Origin of the sequence: Pseudomonas sp. 9Ag (genome assembly GCF_902506445.1) — a bacterium.
GTDB classification, from domain to species: Bacteria; Pseudomonadota; Gammaproteobacteria; order Pseudomonadales; family Pseudomonadaceae; genus Stutzerimonas; species Stutzerimonas stutzeri_AB.
The window spans coordinates 1,736,340-1,751,204 of sequence record NZ_LR733836.1 but is presented as its reverse complement, the minus strand read 5'-3'; the positions used below and the strand labels follow the sequence as shown (position 1 = coordinate 1,751,204).

Below are 14,865 nucleotides of genomic sequence, written 5' to 3'. Positions count from 1 at the left end.
TCCTTTGTTATTGGACGGTTAGAACTGGAAGTAGAGAAACTCGGTAGGCGCCACGGAAAAAGCCACCGCCAGGGCAAAGAAGCCCAGCACGCCAATGGCCATGCCGATGACCGGCGTTGGGCTCCACATGGCAATCGGGAACCAGCGCAGCAGCCAGTTCTCGCGCGGCTGGGCGTCCAGCGCCGTACGAAAGCCTGCCATCCACTGCTGCACGTTGGGCATGATCCAGACGAAGGCAAGCAGTATGGCGACGGTGAGGTAGTCGGACTTGTCGAAGTCGGTGTGCAACTCGCTCAAGCCAACCATCCCCGTCAACATGGCCATCGCCGCCGTCAGGCTGTTGGCACGGAAGAACACCATGGCCACGACTACACAGAGAAAGGTCAGCAGCACGGCGCCGGCGTGGTGCCAGAACTTGTCGCTGTCCAAGGGCAGCCCATGGCGCGCCTTGTAGGCCCGGAAACCGTGGGCGACGACCAGGTAGAAGCCGTGCAACAGTCCAAACGCCACGAACTGCCAGCCGGCGCCGTGCCACACGCCAGAGATGAACATGGTCAGCACGGTGGGGTAGGCGATCAGCACGACGAAGGTTCCGACACTCATCTTCCCTCGCCGTGGCAACGGCTTGCCGGCGGCCATCCGCTTGCGGGTGATCCGCATCACGATGGGGTTATAAATATAGGCGGTGAGAAAGCGCGTCAGCGTCATATGCCAGCGCGACCAGTAATCGATCACGTTGTGCGCCTTGAACGGGCTGTTGAAGTTCACCGGCAGGCGCAGGCCGAACAGCAAGCCCAGGCCGATCGCCATGTCGCTGTAACCGGAAAAATCGAAGTAGATCTGCAGCGTATAGCTGAGCGCGCCATACCAGGCGTCGTACAGCGAAGGCACGGTGCCGCTCGCAGCCACCGCGAAGACCGGTGAGGCGTTTTCCCCTAGCGGGTCGGCAAGGATCACTTTCTTGAACAGACCGAGCACGAAGACCGTGAGCCCCAGCGAGATATTGTCGATACGAGGGCGAAAGGTGCTGCTGTCATTGAACTGCTTGAGCATCTCGCCGTGGTGGGTGATGGGACCGGCGATCAACTGTGGGAAAAAACTGATGAACAGGCAGTAGTTGACGAAATCATGCTCGGCGACTTCGCCGTCGTGCGCGTCGACCAGATAGGCGATCTGCTGAAAGGTGAAGAACGAAATCGCCAGCGGCAGGATGATGTCGCCCACCGACCAACCGAGGTCGAAGGCACTGTCGAGTGTGCCGAAGAGAAAGCCTGTGTATTTGTAATAACCCAGCAGGGCGACGTTGGCGGCAACGCCTAGTATCAGCACAGCCTTCGAGGGCCGTCGCATCAGGTAGCCACCGATCAGGTAGTTGACCACCATGCTGCCCACCAGCAGCGGCACATAGGCGGGGTTCCACCAGCCGTAAAACACCAGCGACGCCAGGGTCAGCCATATGGCAGCAAAGCGTTGTTTGCCGGAGCCCGCGAGAAGGATGAAGCCCAGTAAAACCACCGGAAGAAACCCGGCGATAAATACCATCGAATTGAAGAGCATTGTTCTTATTCCCTATCCCTGAACAAATAACAGCCGTTCTTCGGACCGGTGCACGTTGTGGTGACCTATCACCTACCGAACTACGCTCGCTGGTGCGTTTCCGAAGTCACTCACACAAGCCTGAAGTGCCTCTTGTTGCGAACAGTTTTCAGCTGCACATAACCAATGCCTGGTCTGTTAACTGCGACACAGAGTTGTAAGGGAAAGTTGCGCCGCTCATCCCTTTGTCTAAACAGTCCAGACAGGCGGGCAAGCCAGTAAAATCAAGCGAAACGGCCGTTTTAGAGCCGTTGGCGAGAGATCGGGGAAAACGCAAAAAGAAGAGGCGGCAGGTTGCCGCATGCGTCAGGGCACACGCCGGCGCTGCGCGCTTGGATTCGCTTCGCCTCGAGTGGACGCTGAACCTAGGTAATCAGCAATTTCATCAACGCGACCAGCGTCGGAAAGTCACTAATGATTCGCCTCGAACAAGCCGATATGCAGTTACACCGCGCGCAATTCTGTATTCATGCAGCTATTTGAAGCGGAGCGTAAAAAACGCTGCTCTGTGGTTCTTTCGCGGCAAGTGTGCTGTTCGTCGCAGAACCTCCACGTGAGGTTGGACCGGCGTAAAGATCCGACTGAGTCAGTCGATGACTGATAAGTACTCACATACTCGGATGCCATCCATGCGACTCACGCTAAAAATTAAAGTCCTTCTTCTTGCGCTGGTGCCCGTCACCCTTTTTGCATTGGTCCTAAGCGGTGCCGCGGCAAAAATCCTTCACGGTCTGGCCGGCGAAGAGTTGGAAACTACCCGTGAGCGTATGATCGACGATGCTCGGACTCGGCTCGAGGATTACATGCGAATCGGTGTGAGCAGTGTGGCTCACCTCTACGAGCCGGCCGCGCAAGGGGATTTGGCCAGCCGTGAGGAGGCCATCGCCATCCTCAAGAAGATCAAGTACGGCAAAGACGGTTACTTTTTCGGCCATGACTCCAATGTGGTTCGGCTGTTTCGCGGGGAAAGTCCGGTGGATGTCGGCTCCAATCTGAGCGACCGCCGCGACTCCAACGGCGTCTACATCAACCGTGAATTGGTGGCCGTGGCGAAAAACAACACCTACTTCGTGAATTACTCATCGCCGTTGCCCGGTAACGACAAGGTATCGGTGCCAAAACTTGCCTACAGCTATTACCTGCCGAAGTGGGACTTGGCGCTGGGTACGGCGGTTAATCTCGACAATATCGAATCGGCCCTGGACCGGGTAAGGACGGACATCGACGGCCGGGTCAACTCGATCCTAACCAGCATTCTGGTTATCGCTGGCGTGATGCTGGCAGCGCTGTGCATCGCTGGCGTGGTGATCAGCAATTCCATCGTCAGGCCGATCCAGGTGATTCGCGCTCAGCTCGATGACATCGCCGCTGGCGACGGTGACCTGACTCACCGCCTGCCGGAAGATCGCAGCGACGAGCTGGGCCAGTTGGCCGGCTCGTTCAACCGCTTCGTTGGCAAGATCCACACCATGGTCAGCCAGGTTGCGGAGATGACCGGACAACTGACCGGCATGGTCGCCGAGGTCGCATCCCAGGCACAGCGCTCCGAAAAAGCCATGGAGACCCAGCGCCAGGAAACCGATCAGGTCGCTACGGCAATCAATGAGATGTCCGCTGCGGCGCAGGAAGTGGCACACAGCGCGCAAGGGGCCGCTGAAGCTGCTCAACAGACCGATCAGGAAGGTCAGCAGGCAAAAGCCGTGGTCGATACAAGTATTCGCCAGATCCATTCACTGGTTGAAGAAATCCGCAGCAGCGGCACCTCGCTGGATGCTTTGCAGCAGGATGTGCATGCGATCGTGGGTGTGCTCGACGTGATCCGCTCGATTGCCGAACAGACCAACTTGCTAGCGCTGAACGCCGCCATCGAGGCAGCACGTGCCGGAGAGGCCGGGCGTGGCTTCGCTGTCGTCGCCGACGAGGTTCGGGCACTGGCCAGTCGCACCCAGCAGAGCACCCAGGAAATCCAGGGAATGATTGACCGCTTGCAGAGCGGCGCCAAGCAGGCCGTAGCCGCCATGAGCCGTTCCAGCGAAGCGGGTGATGCCAGCAGTGCTCAGGCCAATCAGGCCGGCGCTTCGCTGGACGCTATTGCCCAGCTGATCGCGACCATCAACGGTATGAACGCACAGATCGCCAGCGCCGCTGAAGAGCAGACGGCGGTAGCAGAAGAGATCAACCGCAGCGTTCACCAGATCGCCACAGCAGTGGAAAACGTCGCCGAGGAAACCCAGCAGGGCGCCCAGACCGCGCGCAACCTGGCAAATGTGGGGGAACGTCTGGGTGGATTGGTGCGCCAGTTCCGCATCTGACACGGCCTGATCTGGTCAGATCGGGCTCATTTCAGCCTTAAAAAACCAAACCCCGCACATGCGGGGTTTTCCGTTTAGCGCAGGCTAGCGCTCAAATAGCCGGTCTTAGCCTACCTGCCAAAGACGTAGCGGCGGCACCCTGCGCATCCATCTCCGTGCTCACGTACGGTGGAACACGCTTCATCGATCCACCGGGTGGCGATCCACCGGGTGGCGCCCCACCGAGCGATGTCACGGTGGATGTAAAAAGCGACATCCACCCTACCGGGTTACAACCCGTTTCACCGCAATGCCAGTCGTCGTCTGCACGCCGTAATAATGGCGCTAATATATTGACCTTCCTGTGCGAAACTTATACAAAGCGGTCCGTTCCGTTCCTGTTTTGTAACACTTAAAGAAGGTTCCCATGAAAGGGTTACGTAGTCTCTTGCTCGATCTGAGCGTACGGCGCAAGTTGCTGACAGGCTTTGGCCTGGTGCTGCTGATCACCTTGATCATCGCGTGGATAAGCTACAACGCGCTGGATTCCGTGTTCGAACGGTTCGCCAAACTCAACCGTGTGGCTGAAATCAAGTCGCTCGTTTCCGATGCCCGACAAGGCGAAAAGAACTTCCTGCTCAGGCGAGATGCGGTCTTCTTGGAGGAGGCAAAAGACGCTGTCAACAGAACCATTGCCGTCGCGCAGGAAGCCCGTGAGTCCTTCGAAAGCGCAGATAGCATCCAGCTGATGGATCGCATTGAGCAGGATGGTAACGAGTACCAGGCCCGGCTTGCCCAGCTTGCCGATGCCATGCGTCAACGGCAGAAGGCTGAAGACAACATGGAAGAAGCGGCTCGTGAAGCCCTTGCAGGCTTCAATGCAGCCGAAGCGGAGCTGCGTAGGAGGGTGCAGGAGCAGATTGTCGCCACCGGTGACGCCGAAAGCATCCAGACCCTGGTCCTATCCGACCAGGCATCCAACCTTGCCAAGCAGTTGTTCGATACCCGCCGGCTGGAAAAGAATTTCGTGAGCGGCGGTAACCCGCGCGACGCAGAGGCCCTGCTGGCCCAGCTCGACGTCTCAGCTCAGGCGGGCGGGGAGTTGAAGGCCAGCCTGCCGGACGGCCGCAGCAGCGAAGCGCTAGCCCAGGCGCTCGGTCGTCTGGACCAGTATCGGTCGGAATTTCTCGACTACCGCAAGGCACAGTCGGATCGCATCGCCAGCGAAGACGCACTGACCGAGAGCGCCCGGATGATCGTCGACGTTGCGCAGACGGCCTATGCCAGTCAGCTCGAGGAGCTGCGTACCGAGCAACGCCAGGTGCGGACAGTGCTGATCGTCGCCACGGTGATCGCACTGGTGCTCAGCGTGCTGTGTGCGGCGCTGATTACTCAAATGATCGTCAAGTCCTTGCAGGAGGTTGTTGCAGTGGCACGTCGTGTAGCCGATGGCGACCTGTCTACCGATCTGACGGTTGATCGCCGCGATGAACTTGGCCAGTTGATGCAGGCCATGCAGCAGATGAGCGAGAGCCTGCGCTCTTTGCTGACCCGGCTCTCGGACGGGATTGCGCAACTCGCCACTGCCGCAGAACAGATGTCGGCGGTGACCGAGCAAACCAGTGTCGGTGTAGGCCAGCAGAAGCTTGAAACTGACCAGGTGGCCACGGCGATGAACGAGATGACAGCGACCGTTCAAGATGTGGCTCGTAACGCGGAAACCGCCGCACATTCGGCGTCGTCTGCTGACATACAGGCCCAACAAGGCCGTTCGGTTGTCAGGCAGACCATAGAACATATCGAAGAACTGGCTCGCTCGGTTGGCGAGTCCGCCGAATCCATTGAGCGGTTGAAACACCACAGCGCCGGTATCGGCAATGTGCTCGATGTGATCAAGAGCGTTGCCGATCAAACGAACCTGTTGGCACTCAACGCTGCGATCGAAGCGGCCCGTGCAGGGGAGGCTGGGCGTGGATTCGCTGTGGTGGCGGACGAAGTCAGATCGCTCGCGCGGCGAACGCAGCAATCGACGTCGGAGATCGAGCAGCTGATCGTCGCGCTCCAAACCGGGACCGAAGGCGCTGTGCAGGTAATGGGTAAAAGCTGTGATCTTGCGGATCAGACCGTCGAGGCAGCACAGCTGGCCGGTGAGGCGCTGACGGCCATCAACGATGCGGTTTCAAGCATCCAGCAGATGAACCAGCAAATTGCGACGGCCTCCGAACAGCAGAGCGTGGTTGCCGAGGAGATCAATCGCAGCGTGTCCAAAATCCGCGATGTGGCAGATCAGTCCGCTGCGGCTACGGAGCAGACTTCGGCTGCCAGTTCCGATCTTGCTCGGCTGGGCGGTGAGTTGCAGGCCCAGGTAAGCCGATTCCGTCTGGTCTGAGGCCGCGGGGCGAGTTTGCTAGCCAGCTTCTGGCGACAGGTGCGAAAAAGCGAAGGGCTGGGACCGTTACGGTGCCAGCCCTTTTTTTCAGCCGAAGAAATACAGACAGCCTGAAATGACGATGCCCGAATACACCAGCATCAGCAGGCAATAGCCCATGATGTCGCGCGCGCCGAGCCCAACGATGCCGAGGATCGGCAATGCCCAGAACGGTTGGATCATATTGGTCCAGGCGTCCCCCCAGGCAATCGCCATGGCTGTGACGGCTGGCGTCACGCCGAGCGCCTGGCCAGCCGGCAGCATGATCGGCCCTTGCACAGCCCATTGGCCGCCACCGGATGGCACGAAGACGTTGACCAGCCCAGCGCTCAGGAAAGCCAGCACCGGGAAGGTGTCAGCCGAAGACCAGGCGATGAAGGTGTCGGTGATCTGCCGGCCCAGTGACAATCCTTCGGCGTTGGCGCCGACCATCATCCCCATGATTCCGGCGTAGAAGGGGAACTGGATGACGATGCCGCTGATGCCCCCGATCCCGTCCTGTACCGCACGCATGTAGCGTTCTGGCGAGCCGTGCAGCGCCAGGCCGATAAACAGGAACAAGCCGATGACAATGTTCAGCGTGAGGGCGAAGCCGTTCTCGGCGAAGTAGAAACCGAAATACACTACAGCCAGCGCAACGATGATCACGTTGAGGATGCGGCTGTCGTCCATGCGCTGCGCCAGGGTGTTACGCGGCAGGGCCTCATGGGCGGGGTCGAGCAGTTTTGCAGGGTCTGCAACTTTCGGGTCTTTCGGATGCATGGCCCAATTGAGGATCGGCAGACCGATCACCAGCAGCGCAATGATGGTCAGGTTCATGGTGGTGAACAGAGTGTCGCCGACGCCGATGGCGGCCGTCACCACGCCGCCGGTCATGCGCTCCAGGTCTGCGCCTCCGGTGGCCAGCGAAAGGGGAATGGAACCGGACAGTCCGCCGTGCCAGATCAGAAAGCCCGAGTAGGCCGCAGCGACCAGCAGTGGATAGTCGACGCCTTTTACTTCACGGGCCAGGGCACGGGCAAACACCGCACCGATCACCAGGCCGAAGCCCCAGTTGATCCACGAGCCTGCCAGCGCCACCAGCGTAACCAGTACTACCGCACGGCCCGGCGTGCGGGCGGTTCGCGCCAGGCCCGCCAGCAAACGATGGATCAAGGGGGCGCTGGCCAGGGCATGGCCGGTGACCAGGATCAGCGCCATCTGCATGGCGAAGGTGAGCAAATTCCAAAAACCCGTACCCCAGTGCTGGGCCATGGCGGGCAAACCCTGGCCGGTGACCAGCATGCTGGCGGCGAGGACGATGAGGCTTAGGAGAATAGCAAACACGAAAGGCGAGGGGAGGTATCGCTGAATGAGCTTGACGCTCAAAGCGGTAACGGAGCTGAGCATGGCTATTGATCCTTGGTTGTTCTTCTTTTTAAGGCGGCGCACGTGCGTGGCGTGCGCCGCAGTCATTTCGATACGTCGAGGCGGTCGGTCCTGACCGCAGCGTTAATCCTCCTCTATGAGCCAATGAGGTTGGTTCAGCCGCGCTCGATGGCCAGCGCAACGCCCTGGCCACCGCCGATGCACAGCGTGGCAAGGCCTTTTTTCGCGTCGCGGCGGATCATCTCGTGCAGCAGCGTGACCAGCACCCGGCAGCCCGAGGCACCAATCGGGTGGCCCAGGGCGATGGCGCCGCCGTTGACGTTGACCTTGCTCGCATCCCAGCCGAGCTCTTGCCCCACCGACAGTGCCTGAGCGGCGAAGGCCTCGTTGGCTTCGATCAGGTCCAGCTCGTCGAGCGACCAGCCGGCCTTGTCCAGGCAGCGACGGGTGGCTGAAACGGGCGCAATCCCCATGATCGCCGGGTCAACGCCCGCATTGGCGTAGGCCTTGATCGTCGCCAGCACCGGCAGGCCGAGGGCCTTGGCTTTGTCGGCGCTCATCAGCAACACCGCCGCGGCGCCGTCGTTGAGACTGGAGGCGTTGCCGGCAGTGACCGAACCGTCCTTCTTGAAGGCCGGCTTGAGCTTGGCCAGTGACTCGGCGGTGGTGCCGGCGCGCGGTTGCTCGTCGGTGTCGAAACGCAGCGGATCACCTTTGCGCTGAGGGATTTCGATGGGCGTGATCTCGTCGTTGAAACGCCCGGCCTCGATGGCGGCGACTGCCTTCTGCTGCGATGCGGCAGAAAATGCGTCCTGCGCTTCACGGCTAATCTCGTACTTGTCGACGAGGTTCTCCGCCGTGATACCCATATGGAAATCATTGAAGGCATCCCAGAGACCATCGCTGATCATGCTGTCGACCAGCTCGGCATGGCCCATGCGCAGCCCGGTGCGTGCCTTAGGCAGCACATAGGGCGCGAGGCTCATGTTTTCCTGGCCCCCGGCAATAACCACCTCGGCATCGCCGCAGCGAATGGCCTGGGTCGCCAGATGCAGCGCCTTGAGCCCCGAACCGCACACCTTGTTCAGCGTGAATGACGGTACGGCATGGGGCAGGCCGGCCTTGATCGACGCCTGACGCGCAGGGTTCTGGCCGGAACCGGCGGTCAGTACCTGGCCGAGAATGACTTCGTCGACTTCGGCAGGGTTGAGTCCCGTCTGCTCGAGCAGACGCTTGATCACGGCAGCACCCAGATCAGGCGCGGCGATGTTGGCCAGGCTGCCTTGGAAGGCGCCAATGGCAGTGCGGGTGGCGGCTACGATAACGACGTCTTGCATGAAAGATTCTCCAATCCGAAACGGGAAAAGCCCCGCATGCGTTGTGCGCACCACGAGGCTCTCGAACGACGCCGATCAGGCGAACTGCATTTCCGGCACGTGATCCGGGACCACCAGCTCACCGGCAGTCTTGGCGACGATCTCCTCGACGCTCACGCCCGGCGCGCGTTCCTTGAGGACAAAGGCGCCGTTCTCGATCTCCAGATAGGCCAGATCGGTCAGCACCCGCTTGATGCAGCCGGCACCGGTCAGCGGCAGGGTGCACTTGGGTAGCAGCTTGGACTCGCCATCCTTGGACGCGTGCGTCATCAGCACGATGATGTTTTCGGCGCCAGCCACCAGATCCATCGCGCCGCCCATGCCTTTGATCAGCTTGCCGGGGATCATCCAGGAGGCGATGTTGCCCTGCACGTCGACCTCGAAAGCGCCGAGTACGGTGAGATCGATGTGGCCACCGCGGATCATCGCGAAGGATTCGGCGGAGTTGAAAATCGACGCCCCGACCCGGGCGGTGACAGTCTGTTTGCCGGCGTTGATCATGTCGGCGTCGAGCTCTTGCTCGGTGGGGAAGGCGCCCATGCCGAGCAGGCCGTTCTCCGACTGCAGCATCACTTCCATGCCTTCCGGCACGTAGTTGGCAACCAGTGTCGGAATGCCGATGCCCAGGTTCACGTAGTAGCCGTCCTGCAGTTCACGGGCGACGCGCTGAGCCATTTGTTCGCGAGACAGTGCCATCGTCTATTCCTCTTATTCTTTTGATTAGCTGCGGACGGTGCGCTTTTCGATGCGCTTTTCGAAGGTGCCGCAGATGATGCGGTCAACGTAGATGCCAGGCGTGTGGATCTGGGTGGGGTCGATCTCGCCGGGTTCGACGATTTCCTCGACCTCCACCACGGTGATCCTGCCGGCGGCCGCGGCCAGCGGATTGAAGTTCTGCGCGGTGTGACGGTAGATCACGTTGCCGTAGCGGTCGGCCTTCCAGCCTTTGACGATGGCGAAATCGCCGGTAATGGCGTGCTCGAGGATGTGCGGACGGCCATTGAAATCACGCACGTCCTTGCCTTCGGCGATGGGGGTGCCGTAGCCGGTGGCGGTGTAGAAGGCCGGAATGCCGGCTCCGCCTGCGCGCATCTTTTCCGCCAGAGTGCCTTGGGGCGTCAGCTCGACCTCCAGCTCGCCGTTGAGCAGCTGCTTTTCGAACAGCGCGTTCTCGCCGACGTAGGAGGCGATCATCTTGCGGATCTGCCGATCCTCCAGCAGTACCCCGAGGCCAAAGCCGTCGACGCCGCAGTTGTTGGAAACGACTGTCAGATCGCGGGTGCCCTTGCGCTTGATTTCGGCGATCAGGTTTTCAGGGATGCCGCAGAGGCCGAAGCCACCGGCCAGAACGGTCATGCCGTCTTCGAGGCCTTCAAGTGCCTCGGCATAGGAATTCACGCGCTTGTCGAAACCAGCCATAAACCTTTCCTTCTTGTTGTTGGAGACCTGATCGTGATGATGACGGGGTCGTGGCTTGAGTCTTCCCCTGATGGGTGGATTTGTTAAGTTGATTTTTAAGCGCTATTAATTGATAAATCGAAACAACCTATCGGCTACCGCAACCCCGTTGCTCCTGGACGCTGCTGATGACCGTCAAACAACTTCGCGCATTCCTGGCTGTGGCGCACACCTTGAGCTTTGCCCAGGCCTGCGAGCGTCTGCATCTGTCGCAGTCGGCGCTGAGCCTGACCATCAAGGCGCTTGAGGACGGCCTGGGAGGGCGGTTGTTCAGCCGCACCACGCGTGCCGTCAGCCTTACCCCTGAAGGCGAAGCGCTGCTGCCGCTTGCGCGTCGCTTGCTGGCCGATTGGGATAATGCCGAGGATGAGTTGCGTCAGCGGTTTACGCTGCGACAGGGGCGGGTAGTGCTGGCCTCGATGCCGTCCTTTGCCGGCAACCTGCTGCCGGCGGTCCTGCGTACCTTCCGCGACCGTTACCCCTCGATCAGCGTCACCGTGCATGACGTGATCAACGAGCAGGTGATGGAGATGGTCCGTGACCGCCTGGTGGAAATCGGCATTGCCTTCGAGCCCGAGCCCAGCACACCGCTGACCTTCACGCCGCTGTACACCGACCGCTTCGTGGCGGTGGTGCCGGCTGACTCAATGTTGGCGAGCCAGACGGAAGTGAGTTGGGACGCCTTGCTGGAATATCCCTTCATTACCCTTCAGCGCCCCTCGACGGTGCGCGTCATGCTTGAAGACCACCTGCGCCCGCGGGGCCGTCAGTTACCGGTGCAGTTCGAGAGTCACCAGCTGGCAACGGTGGGGCGCATGGTGGGCAGTGGTCTGGGTGTCAGTGCCGTACCGGCGCTGTGTCGTCAGCAGATGCTGGAGCTCGGTGCTTGCTGTGTTGCACTGACCGATCCGGTGATCGAGAAACCGGTGGGCATCCTGACCAAGCCCGGTCACGAACTCTCGGTGGCGGCGCAGGCGATTGCAGACACCTTGCGCGCAGAAACGAACTATCCATACGGTCCTGCCTGAGCGCTCGAGGCCACGGCAGCAGTGACTCTGTGCCTGAGGGGATCCTTCGAAAGCGTGCGGTAACCGGCCGTCTGGGATGTCGAAGTCCGGACCGATCTTCTATGCTCTTGGCAGTTATTTGCTTCGCAGCCCGACCGACCGGCCAATGCCCGGAATCAGGTATGGGCAGGCCTGGCGCCGCTGTACTGGCGCGGCCTCACCATAATAAAGACAAGAGTGCCTCGCGATGGACAATCTGCTGAATAGCAAAAGCCGGATCTTCGACCGGGTCGACCCTCACCTGGTCTCGGAGTACGTCAATCAGCACGTCGGCACGCACTGCATTCAGCTGCCGCGCACGGGCCACCCGCAAGCCAGCCTCAGCCATTGCACCTTCGGCAAGCTCGATCTCTGCAAGCTAAGCTACGGCGGCAGTGTCCATGTCACCTCGCCAGCTCTGGAAACCATCTACCACCTGCAACTGCTGCAGCGCGGGCATTGCCTGTGGCGAGGTCGTGGACAGGAGCACTATTTCACCCCAGGCGAGCTGCTGCTGATCAACCCGGACGACCCGGTAGACCTGACCTACTCCGACGATTGCGAGAAGCTGATCGTCAAGTTACCCGCTTCTTTTCTTGAAAAGGCCTGCGCCGATGACCAGTGGCGAGCGCCCGGTGAGGGCATCCGCTTTACCGCCAGCCGTTACGAGCTCAAGCAGCTCGACGGCATCGAAAGCCTGCTGGGCCTGATTTGCCAGGAAGCCGAAGCTGAACATTGCGTGCCTCAGCTGCAGGATCAGTACAGCCGCATCATCGCCTCCAAGCTGCTCTGCACCCTGGCCAATAACATCTACCGTGAGCCGCTGAGCGAGAGCTGCCCGTCGTTCGGGCGCATCACCGATTACATCGACGAACACCTCAAACACGACATCTCCATCGAGCAGCTGGCGCAACTGGCGAACATGAGCGCGCGTTCGCTGTACACGCTGTTCGAGCGCAAGGTTGGCACCACGCCGAAGTCCTACATCCGCCAACGCAAGCTGGAGCAGATCTATGGGCGCCTGAGCGACCCCTCGGCCAAGGTTCGCAACATCACCGAAATTGCCATGGACTACGGCTTCCTCCATCTCGGGCGATTCTCCGAAAGCTACAAGAGCACCTTCGGTGAGCTGCCGTCGGACACCCTGCGCAAGCATCACTAGTCTTCCGCTTGGCGGTAGTGCAACTGCTTGCGCTGTGCGCCATCCCACGGCGCTTGGCTGGCGATTCGATTCCCAACCGCGCGGGCGAACTCTCGCGTTGCCAGAGTGCCTATGCTGATGGAAAGCCGGCCAGCTGCGGATATCCTCTGCGGGCAGCGCTGGTCCATAATCCTGACTAAATCGCTCGGCAAGGAATATTGGCATGCAAGGGGCCGCGTCGAACACGCTGATGGGACTCGATGATCGTTACCGCCTGTTGATCGAAGCGGTAACCGACTATGCGATCTACATGCTCGATATCGATGGCCGTGTCGTCAGTTGGAATGCCGGCGCGAAGCGTTTCAAGGGCTACGAAGAGGCCGAAATAATCGGCGAGCACTTCTCCCGCTTCTACACGGCTGAGGACCGCGCGGCCGGCATGCCGCAGCGGACTCTGGAGCTGGCGGCGAGGGGCCGGTTCGAAGGCGAGGGCTGGCGGATGCGCAAGGACGGCTCGCGCTTCTGGTGCCATGTGGTGGTTGACCCGATTCGTTCGCCGGACGGCGCCCTGATCGGTTTTGCCAAGATCACCCGCGACCTCACTGAGCGCAAGCTGGCCGAGGAATCGCTCAAGCAGAGCGAACAGCAGTTCCGGCTGCTGGTTCAGAGCGTCACCGATTACGCCATTTACATGCTGGACCCGACCGGGCTCGTCACCAACTGGAACGCGGGCGCACAGCGCATCAAGGGTTATCGGCCCGATGAAGTGATCGGTCAGCACTACTCGCTGTTTTTCACCGAGGAGGATCGGCAGAACGGCACGCCACAACGAGGCCTCGCCACTGCGTTGCGCGATGGTCGGTTCGAGAGTCAGGGTTGGCGGGTGCGCAAGGACGGTTCACAGTTCTGGGCGAGCGTGGTGGTCGACCCGATTCGCAGCGAGACCGGCGTTCTGATCGGCTTTGCCAAGGTGACCCGCGATATCACCGAAACGGTCGAGGCGCAGCGCGCACTGGAGAAGACGCGCGAGGCGCTGTTCCAGGCGCAGAAGATGGAATCGCTCGGCAGGCTGACCGGCGGCATCGCCCATGACTTCAATAACCTGCTGATGGCCGTGCGCGGCGGCCTCGAAATCGTCCGTCGGCGTGTGGAAGGCGATCCGAGAGTCGTTCCCTTGCTGGACAACGCCATCCAGGGTGCGCAGCGGGGCATATCGCTGTCCCAGCGCATGCTGGCCTATGCACGACGCCAGGAACTGCACTTCGAGTTGGTCGATCTGTCTGCTCTGGTGCGCGGCATGGCGGATCTGCTCAGACAATCGCTCGGTCCCTGTATCGACATCGAAACGCGCTTTCCGCTTTCGCTCCAGCGCGTCATGGCGGATGCCAATCAGGTCGAACTGGCGCTACTGAATCTGGCCGTAAACGCACGGGACGCAATGCCCAATGGCGGCACTGTCACCATCTCAGCAGGCGAACATCGCTTCGATAACAAGGAGGGGCCTTTGGAACCGGGCAACTACGTGTGCCTGGCGCTGACCGATGAAGGCTCGGGGATGGACGAGGCGACGCTTGCACAGGCGATGGAACCGTTCTTTACCACCAAGGGCGTTGGCAAGGGCACGGGCCTGGGACTCTCAATGGTTCATGGCTTGGCCGCTCAGTCGGGCGGGCGTTTGTTGCTCAAAAGCGAGAAGGGCCGCGGTACCACCGCCGAGCTGTGGTTGCCCCTGGCGGTCAGTGCGGTTGCACCGGCTAAGCCTGACAGCGTCCAGCAGCCGGAGCCACAGTGCCTGATGGCGCTGCAAGTGCTGGTGGTCGATGATGATCCGCTGGTGCTGATGACGACCGCGGCAATGCTCGAAGAGCTTGGTTGCGAGGTGATCGAGGCAAGCTCTGCCGAGCAGGCGATCGAGGTGCTGACGCAACATCAGGTCGATCTGGTGCTGACCGATCAGGCCATGCCGCAGATGACAGGCACCCAGCTGGCCGACTTCATCCGGAACCGCTATCCGCAACTGCAAGTAATTCTCGCGACCGGTTACGCCGACAAGCTCGGAGGGGGCGCCGGCAACCTGCCTAGACTGGGCAAGCCGTTCGATATGGACGCGCTGGCCGAGAAGATTACAGCGGTCATGAGCCAGCCCTGAGGGCAGGCACGT

Annotated in this window: 10 protein-coding genes and 1 pseudogene; 6 read left to right on the top strand and 5 right to left on the bottom strand. The window is 60.7% G+C overall.

The window, feature by feature from the left end; genetic code table 11:
• Positions 1-18: 18 nt before the first annotated feature.
• Positions 19-1,557, bottom strand: coding sequence for an MBOAT family protein (locus ALTERO38_RS07665; protein ID WP_159967883.1), 1,539 nt, complete (start codon positions 1,555-1,557; stop codon positions 19-21).
• A 632-nt stretch (positions 1,558-2,189) separates the two neighbouring features.
• Here ALTERO38_RS07665 and ALTERO38_RS21770 point away from each other — a divergent pair.
• From ALTERO38_RS21770 to ALTERO38_RS07655, 3 genes and pseudogenes are all read left to right on the top strand, one after another.
• Positions 2,190-3,050: pseudogene (locus ALTERO38_RS21770) on the top strand (cache domain-containing protein); the annotation flags it as partial.
• A 15-nt stretch (positions 3,051-3,065) separates the two neighbouring features.
• Positions 3,066-3,908 (top strand): methyl-accepting chemotaxis protein, encoded by an 843-nt coding sequence (locus ALTERO38_RS21765; RefSeq protein WP_372239405.1) that lies wholly within the window; start codon positions 3,066-3,068, stop codon positions 3,906-3,908.
• Positions 3,909-4,314: 406 nt separating this feature from the next.
• Entirely contained in the window at positions 4,315-6,276 is a 1,962-nt protein-coding gene (locus ALTERO38_RS07655; protein ID WP_159967881.1) for a methyl-accepting chemotaxis protein, read from the top strand.
• Positions 6,277-6,363: 87 nt separating this feature from the next.
• On the opposite strand, the gene ALTERO38_RS07650 is transcribed toward ALTERO38_RS07655, so the two are convergent.
• From ALTERO38_RS07650 to ALTERO38_RS07635, 4 genes are all read right to left on the bottom strand, one after another.
• Complete coding sequence (locus ALTERO38_RS07650) at positions 6,364-7,704, bottom strand: short-chain fatty acid transporter (protein ID WP_159967880.1); 1,341 nt, start codon at positions 7,702-7,704, stop codon at positions 6,364-6,366.
• Positions 7,705-7,838: 134 nt separating this feature from the next.
• Positions 7,839-9,020 carry an acetyl-CoA C-acetyltransferase gene (locus tag ALTERO38_RS07645; protein WP_159967879.1) on the bottom strand — a complete coding sequence of 394 codons (1,182 nt, stop codon included), beginning with the start codon at positions 9,018-9,020 and terminating at the stop codon, positions 7,839-7,841.
• 75 nt (positions 9,021-9,095) lie between these two features.
• Positions 9,096-9,755, bottom strand: a complete 660-nt coding sequence (locus ALTERO38_RS07640; RefSeq protein ID WP_159967878.1) for a CoA transferase subunit B — start codon at positions 9,753-9,755, stop codon at positions 9,096-9,098.
• Positions 9,756-9,779: 24 nt separating this feature from the next.
• Positions 9,780-10,478 carry a CoA transferase subunit A gene (locus tag ALTERO38_RS07635; protein WP_159967877.1) on the bottom strand — a complete coding sequence of 233 codons (699 nt, stop codon included), beginning with the start codon at positions 10,476-10,478 and terminating at the stop codon, positions 9,780-9,782.
• 167 nt (positions 10,479-10,645) lie between these two features.
• Here ALTERO38_RS07635 and ALTERO38_RS07630 point away from each other — a divergent pair, with 167 nt between their 5' ends.
• From ALTERO38_RS07630 to ALTERO38_RS07620, 3 genes are all read left to right on the top strand, one after another.
• Entirely contained in the window at positions 10,646-11,545 is a 900-nt protein-coding gene (locus ALTERO38_RS07630) for a LysR family transcriptional regulator (RefSeq protein WP_159967876.1), read from the top strand.
• 226 nt (positions 11,546-11,771) lie between these two features.
• Positions 11,772-12,725, top strand: a complete 954-nt coding sequence (locus ALTERO38_RS07625; RefSeq protein ID WP_159967875.1) for an AraC family transcriptional regulator — start codon at positions 11,772-11,774, stop codon at positions 12,723-12,725.
• Positions 12,726-12,927: 202 nt separating this feature from the next.
• Positions 12,928-14,853, top strand: coding sequence for a PAS domain-containing sensor histidine kinase (locus ALTERO38_RS07620; protein ID WP_159967874.1), 1,926 nt, complete (start codon positions 12,928-12,930; stop codon positions 14,851-14,853).
• Positions 14,854-14,865 lie beyond the last annotated feature (12 nt).

What these genes read in the sequence shown, in the direction of transcription:
- ALTERO38_RS07630 (WP_159967876.1), top strand. Translation starts at nt 10,646, where the DNA reads ATGACCGTCAAACAACTTCGCGCATTCCTGGCTGTGGCGCACACCTTG.
- ALTERO38_RS07625 (WP_159967875.1), top strand. Translation starts at nt 11,772, where the DNA reads ATGGACAATCTGCTGAATAGCAAAAGCCGGATCTTCGACCGGGTCGAC.
- ALTERO38_RS07655 (WP_159967881.1), top strand. Translation starts at nt 4,315, where the DNA reads ATGAAAGGGTTACGTAGTCTCTTGCTCGATCTGAGCGTACGGCGCAAG.
- ALTERO38_RS07645 (WP_159967879.1), bottom strand. Translation starts at nt 9,020, where the DNA reads ATGCAAGACGTCGTTATCGTAGCCGCCACCCGCACTGCCATTGGCGCC.
- ALTERO38_RS07635 (WP_159967877.1), bottom strand. Translation starts at nt 10,478, where the DNA reads ATGGCTGGTTTCGACAAGCGCGTGAATTCCTATGCCGAGGCACTTGAA.
- ALTERO38_RS07640 (WP_159967878.1), bottom strand. Translation starts at nt 9,755, where the DNA reads ATGGCACTGTCTCGCGAACAAATGGCTCAGCGCGTCGCCCGTGAACTG.
- ALTERO38_RS21765 (WP_372239405.1), top strand. Translation starts at nt 3,066, where the DNA reads ATGGTCAGCCAGGTTGCGGAGATGACCGGACAACTGACCGGCATGGTC.
- ALTERO38_RS07620 (WP_159967874.1), top strand. Translation starts at nt 12,928, where the DNA reads ATGCAAGGGGCCGCGTCGAACACGCTGATGGGACTCGATGATCGTTAC.
- ALTERO38_RS07665 (WP_159967883.1), bottom strand. Translation starts at nt 1,557, where the DNA reads ATGCTCTTCAATTCGATGGTATTTATCGCCGGGTTTCTTCCGGTGGTT.
- ALTERO38_RS07650 (WP_159967880.1), bottom strand. Translation starts at nt 7,704, where the DNA reads ATGCTCAGCTCCGTTACCGCTTTGAGCGTCAAGCTCATTCAGCGATAC.